Source organism: Actinomycetota bacterium, assembly GCA_036280995.1.
In the GTDB taxonomy this organism is placed as follows: Bacteria; Actinomycetota; CALGFH01; order CALGFH01; family CALGFH01; genus CALGFH01.
The window spans coordinates 1-6,042 of the sequence record DASUPQ010000791.1; the positions used below are offsets into that span (position 1 = coordinate 1).

Sequence of the window (6,042 nt, forward strand, 5' to 3'; positions counted from 1 at the left end):
GCCCGCCGGGCAGCGGCACGGCCCGCGCGGCCGCCGCCGCCCGGTCGAGGGTCGCAGGGTCGACCGGAGCGGGTTCCCACCCGGCCGGGCGGGCCTCATCACCGGCCGGGCCGGCTTTCCCCCCTGCCGGACCCGGCGGTCCCTCCAGGAAGGCCAGCAGGTCCTCGGCGGTGCCGGCGGTGCGGAACAGGTCGTCGGCGGGCGACCGGACCAGGTCGCGGGCGCGGCCGTCGCCCTCGGGGCGGCGGACCCCGCGCAGCAGGGCCGCCGGGACCCGCGACGCCTTGCCCTTGACCAGGTCGGCGGCGGCGGCCACCTCGTCGGCCACGGCGACCTCGGTGACCTCCAGCGGCCGGCCGTCGCCGTCGGCCCGCCCGCGCCAGTCGTCCAGGGCGCCCATGCCGGCCAGCCCCACGGCCACGTCGGTCTGGCCGAGCCGCCAGGGCCGGCCCAGGGTGTCGGTGACGACCACGGCCACGTCGTGGCCGTCCAGGGCCCGCAGGCCGGCCCGGAGCCGGGCCGCCGAGGCGTCGGGGTCGGCGGGCAGCAGGACCAGCCGGTCCCCGCCGGCGTTGGACGCGTCGACCAGGGCGTTGGCCCCGACCAGGCCGTGGCGGGTCTCGGCGATGACCAGGCGGCCGCGCCGGGCCACCACCCGGGCCGTCTCGGACGCGACCGTCTCGGCCAGCACCCGCTGGCGCCCGGCCGGGTCGTCCGGGAGGGGGACCAGCCGGCCCTCGGCCTTGGCCACGACCTTGGAGGTGACGGCCAGCACGTCCCCGTCGGCCAGGGCCAGCCCGGCCCGCCGGACCGCCTCCAGCAGCAGCCGGGCCAGGTCGTCGCCCGGCCGCACCTCCGGCATCCCGGCCAGTGGCACCACCACGAGGGAGGTCACAGCGCCTCCAGCGCCGCCTTGGCCAGGGCGGCCGCGTCCTCGACGGTCCGCATCAGGGTCGGGACCACCACCGGCTCCAGGCCGAGGGCGGCCACCTCGCCGGCCTGGCCGGCATCCACGACGTCGAGGACGAAGGCGTCGGCCAGGCCGGCGTAGAGGCCGGCCACCCCGCGGGCCGACACCTCGGCCCCCCAGGCGGGCAGCAGCTTGTCGGCCATGCCCCGGACCGGCGCCCCGCCGACGATCGGGGTCACGGCCACCACCCGGCAGGCCGCCGCCTCCACGGCTTCCATGATCCCGGGCACGGCCAGGATGGGGGCGATCGACACCACCGGGTTGGACGGGCAGAGCAGGATCCCGGCGGCCCCGGCCAGCGCCTCCAGGATCCCTGGGGCCGGCCGGGCCCGCTCGACCCCCCGGAAGCGGACCGCCCGCACCGGGTCGCGGGCCTGCCGCCCGACCCAGTACTCCTGGAACCCGAGGTCGAGGGGGCCGTCGGGTCCGTCGACCTCGACCCGGGTCTCGACCCGCTGGTCGCTCATGGGCAGCAGCCGCGCGGGCACGCCGAGGCGGCGGCACAGCTCGGCCGTCGCCTCCGACAGGCTGGCGCCCTCGGCCAGCAGCCGGGTCCGCAGCAGGTGGGTGGCGATGTCGCGGTCGCCGAGGGCGAACCAGCCGGGCTCGCCCAGGCGCACCAGCGCCTCGCGGACGTTCCAGGTCTCGCCGGCCAGGCCCCAGCCGCGCTCCTCGTCGGCCAGCCCGGCCAGGGTGTAGGCGACCGAGTCCAGGTCGGGCGAGACCGCCAGGCCGTGCATGCGCAGGTCGTCGCCGGTGTTGACGACCACCAGCAGGTCGCCGGCATCGTGCACGCGCAGCAGCCCACGCAGGAACTTGGCGGCGCCGACACCGCCGGCGAGCGCGACCAGCATGGCCTTCCCTCAGCTAGAGGCCGGGAGCGGCCCCAGGATAGCGCCGCCTAGGGCGACGGCAGGCTGGTCGTGGGCGTGGTCCTTCCCTTATCCCCGACCTCGTCCGTCGCCTTGCCCGGCGATGTCGGCTGGCCGCCGCCGCCCTCCAGCGACCCCGAGGTCGCCTCCGGCTCGGCGGTGGTGGTCGGGGCGGGATCGGTCGTTGGGGTCGACTCGGGCGGCGGCGAGGTGGTCTGGGTCGTGACCGACGGCTGCGACGGGTCGGGCGCCGACCCCTGGGTCGGATCGGGTCCCGGGTTGGAACCGCCCGGATCAGGCGGGGGCGGCGTCTCCGGCTCCTTGGGCTCGGGCGTCGTTACGGGAGGGGGCCCCTGGGTCGACGGGGTTCCATGCGGATCCAGCACCTGCCGGGACTCCCGCACCGCGGTCACGATCGCGAGGCGGAGGTTGCTGGACACGGGCTGCTGGGTGGACTCCAGCGTCGTGTCTACCATGGCGAACGCCCTGCTCACGTTCCCTTGGACGCTGCCGAGCTGTCCGACCAGGGCGGCGACCTCAGACTGGTCCACACCCTCCTGCCTGGCCTCGGCCACGGCCCTCTCGGCGGCCAGGACCGCACTGGTGAGCGCGTTCACCGCCGGCTCGATCTGGTTGAACATCTCCAGCCGGGTCAGCTGCTCGAGCTCGTCGCGTCGCACGTCGGCGATCCGGGTGCGCTCGGCCGCCTCGCGGGACGGTGACCACTGGACCGAGGCGACGCGGATCTCCTCGATGGCCCGCTTGAAGGGGTACATGGCCTGGCCGGGCAGGGCGGCCGCGGAGGCCATGGTGGCGGGGGCGAGGACCAGGGCGGCCGCCAGGGCGACCGCGACCACGCGGCGGCGCACGTCCCAGCCGCTGGGCTGGCGGCGCACGGGCAGCTCCAGGATCGTGCCCGGGCGCTCAAGGGCCCGCTCCAGGTGCCGGTCGGCCACCTCGGGGTCGAGCTGGAAGGTGGCCAGCTCGGCCCGCAGGACGTCGGCCGCCTCCACCAGCGGCGCAAGCTCGTCGGTGAGCTCGACAGGACGCCCGTCGAGCAGGGCGTCGAGCTCATCGTGGAGCTTGTTCGGCTTTGGCTGCGGCGTTTTCACCGTTCCTCCTCCTCCTGACTAGTCAGGCGACCGGAGTCTGGTGATGGATACGGGCGTTCCTGTGCCTCGTGCGGGCTACGTAGGCCCAATACTCTGGCAAGGCTAGCCAGGCCACGGTGCTGCAGGGCCTTGACGGCGCCGGTGGTCTTGCCCAGCGTCTCGGCCACCTCGGGGGCGGTCAGCCCGCCGGCCATCCGCAGCAGCAGGACCTCGCGCTGGTCGGGGGAGAGCTCGGCCAGCGCGGCCATCACCCTGCTCCCCTCCAGGCGCTCGATGGCCACCTCCTCGGGGTCGACGGCCCCGTCGGCGAGGGCGGCCTCGTTGAGGTTGTCGTCGAGCGGTTCGATCCGGGAGCGGGCCTGCTTGCGCCGGTGGTCGTAGAGGTCGTGGCGGGCGATCTGGAACAGCCAGCCGCCGAGGGCCTCGACCGGGCCGCGGAAGCGGGGCAGGGCCTCGATGGCGCTGACGAAGGCGGTGCCGGTGAGGTCCTCGGCCAGGTGGCGGTCGCTGACCGCGGCCATGAAGAAGCGGAACAGGGCGGGGGCGTAGGCGGTGTAGACGCGGGTCACGGCGGCCGGCTCGCGGCGGCGCGCGGCCGACAGGTCCGCCGCGGTCAGGCCGGCCTTGGACACCGCCTCCCGCTCTCCCCCGAAGCCGAGCACTCCTACCCCCGATGCACCTCGTCCGCCGGTGAGGCTATCCCATGCACCGGTCACGGGCCACACATCCGGATCCTGCGCGACTCCCCGACCTGTCCACAGAAAAAACCTTCCGCTTGAAAATGCCACGCAAGGCGCCGCAGAATGCCACCGATGTAATTACGATCGTGATCTTCCAAACACCCGTAAGCGTGCGACCCGGACGCCTCGCTGCACCGGTTGAGGAGGCAATGGATGGGCCCCATCCCCGTCGAGATCCAGCCCTGGTACGAGCGGGCGGCCTGCCTGGACAAGGACGCCGACTGCTTCTTTCCGGAGAAGGGCGGCTCCACCCGCGCGGCCAAGCGCATCTGCCAGACCTGCACCGTGCAGACCGAGTGCCTCGAGTACGCGCTGGCCAACGACGAGCGGTTCGGGATCTGGGGCGGCCTGTCCGAGCGCGAGCGCCGCCGGCTCAAGCGCCGCGCCTCCTGACACAAATTAGGCGGTGCCCGGTTCGCGTCTTTTGACGGTTGCTTTAGGGCTGGCTGGCCGTCCCGTGCTAGCATTCCCGGACGCCCGTGGGGGAGCTTGGAACCCTACGGGCCTTTCGATACACCCCCGGCTACCCCCGGCCGGCGAGGCCTCGAGAGGAAGGTTGTGCCAGCGAGTCAGCCCCGGGTCATCGCGATCGTCGTCAACCACAACGGGCGGGCGTTCCTTCGCGACACCTTCCGCGGTCTCGCCGCCCAGACCCGCCCGATCGACGACGTGCTGGTGGTCGACACCGGCTCGACCGACGGCAGCGCCGACTGGGCCCGCTCGCGCCTGGGTGACGACGCCGTCATGGCGGTCAGGGGGCAGTTCGGCCGGGCGGTGATGTCGGCCCTGCGCGACCCCCGGACGGCGGGCATGGACTGGCTGTGGCTGCTGCACGACGACTGCGCGCCCGAGCCGGAGGCGCTGGAGCGCCTCCTGGCCGAGGCCGAGTCGCGGCCCAGCGCCTCCATCCTCGGTCCCAAGCTCGTCTCCTGGACCAACCCCGACCGCCTCTCCGAGATCGGCTTCTCGATCGACCGCACGGGCCGGGCGGTGTCCCCGATCGAGGACGACGAGATCGACCAGGGCCAGCACGACCAGATCCAGGACGTGTTCTTCGTCAACACCGCCGGCATGCTGGTGCGGCGCGGCGCCCTGCTGAACGTCGGCGGCTTCGACGAGCGCATGCCCGCCTTCCGCGACGACCTCGACCTGTGCTGGCGCACCCACCTGACCGGCGGGCGGGTGCTGGTCGTGCCCCAGGCCCGGGTCCGCCACTTCGCCGCCGCCTCCTCCCGCAGCCGCAAGACCCGCGCCGTCGGCCACCCCCGCTACCTGATCGAGCGCCACACCGCCGCGGCCATGCTCAAGGCGACCAGCCTGCGCAAGCTGCCCCTGGCCCTGCTGCTGGCCCTGGTGGGGGCGCTGGTCCGCTCGGCCAGCCTGGCCCTCACGGGCCGGCCGGCCGACGCCCTGGCCGTGCTGTGGGCCTGGGGCTGGAACGTCAAGGAGCTCCCGGTCACGATCGTGCACCGCCGCCGCCTCCAGAAGCAGCGCAAGGTCGACGACAGCGCCCTGGCGCCGCTGCGCGCCCCGGGCGGCCAGCAGCTGCGGGCCATGCTCAGGGGCACCCTCGAGCTGGTCTACGGCTCCGAGGTCGGCGCCCACGTGGCCCAGCGGACCGACGAATCCGGCGAGGAGCAGGACATGCCCTCGGCCGGCACGTCGGTGCTGCGGGTGGTCGCCAGCCATCCGGTGGCCTTCATGGTCGCCGGGTTCGCCCTGGTCATGGCCATCTCGCTGCGCTCGGTGCTGTTCGCGCCGGCGATCGCCAGCATCAGCCTGGGGGTCTGGCCGGCCACCGCCACCGAGCTGCTGCGCGAGTTCGTGTCCAGCTTCCACCGGGCCCAGATGGGCTCGACCGCGTCCGCGCCCCCGTCGCTGGCCCTGCTCGGGGGGCTGTCGGTGCTGACCTTCGGCAAGGCCCTGGCGGCCGAGAAGCTGCTGCTGTGGCTGGCCCTGCCGCTGGCCGCGGCCACCTGCACCCGCGCCCTGCGGGTGGTCGTGCCCGAGCTGTGGGCCCGGGCCCTGGCCGGGCTGCTGTACGCGACCGCGCCCCTGGCCACCGGCGCGCTCGCCCAGGGCCGCATCGGCGAGCTGGTCCTGCTGGTCGTTGCGCCGCCCGCCCTGGCCCAGGTGGTGCTGGCCTTCCGGGCCGAGCAGCCGCGCGAGCCGTGGCGCCCGGCCCTGCGGTTCGCCGCCCTGGCCGCCGTCGGCATCGCCATGGCCCCGGCCGCCGCCCTCGCCTTCGGGCTGGTCGTCGTGGCCGCCATCGCCGTGGCCGTGGCCAGGGCGGGCCCGGCCGGGCGCCGGGAGGCGGTCCGCCAGTCGCTGTTCCTGGCCGCCGGGTT

Annotated in this window: 6 protein-coding genes; 2 read left to right on the forward strand and 4 right to left on the reverse strand. The window is 74.9% G+C overall.

Annotated elements, in window-relative coordinates; all coding sequences use genetic code 11:
- The 4 genes from cofE to VF468_26415 form a co-directional block, all read right to left on the reverse strand.
- Positions 1 to 895, reverse strand: an 895-nt coding sequence (cofE, locus tag VF468_26400) for a coenzyme F420-0:L-glutamate ligase (protein HEX5881819.1), incomplete at its 3' end; no start/stop codon positions are given.
- Positions 892 to 1,824, reverse strand: coding sequence for a 2-phospho-L-lactate transferase (gene cofD, locus VF468_26405; protein HEX5881820.1), 933 nt, complete (start codon positions 1,822 to 1,824; stop codon positions 892 to 894). The genes cofE and cofD, both read right to left, overlap by 4 nt.
- 47 nt (positions 1,825 to 1,871) lie before the next feature.
- Positions 1,872 to 2,954, reverse strand: coding sequence for a DUF5667 domain-containing protein (locus tag VF468_26410; protein ID HEX5881821.1), 1,083 nt, complete (start codon positions 2,952 to 2,954; stop codon positions 1,872 to 1,874).
- Positions 2,951 to 3,616, reverse strand: a complete 666-nt coding sequence (locus VF468_26415) for an RNA polymerase sigma factor (GenBank protein ID HEX5881822.1) — start codon at positions 3,614 to 3,616, stop codon at positions 2,951 to 2,953. Before VF468_26415 ends, VF468_26410 begins: the two co-directional genes overlap by 4 nt.
- 231 nt (positions 3,617 to 3,847) lie before the next feature.
- Between VF468_26415 and VF468_26420 the strand changes: the two genes are divergently transcribed.
- Together VF468_26420 and VF468_26425 are read left to right on the forward strand one after the other, a co-directional pair.
- A complete protein-coding gene (locus VF468_26420) occupies positions 3,848 to 4,087 on the forward strand; it encodes a WhiB family transcriptional regulator (GenBank protein HEX5881823.1) in 240 nt (79 codons plus the stop codon).
- Between the two features lie 165 nt (positions 4,088 to 4,252).
- On the forward strand, positions 4,253 to 6,042 hold a 1,790-nt coding region (locus VF468_26425; GenBank protein HEX5881824.1), incomplete at its 3' end, for a glycosyltransferase family 2 protein.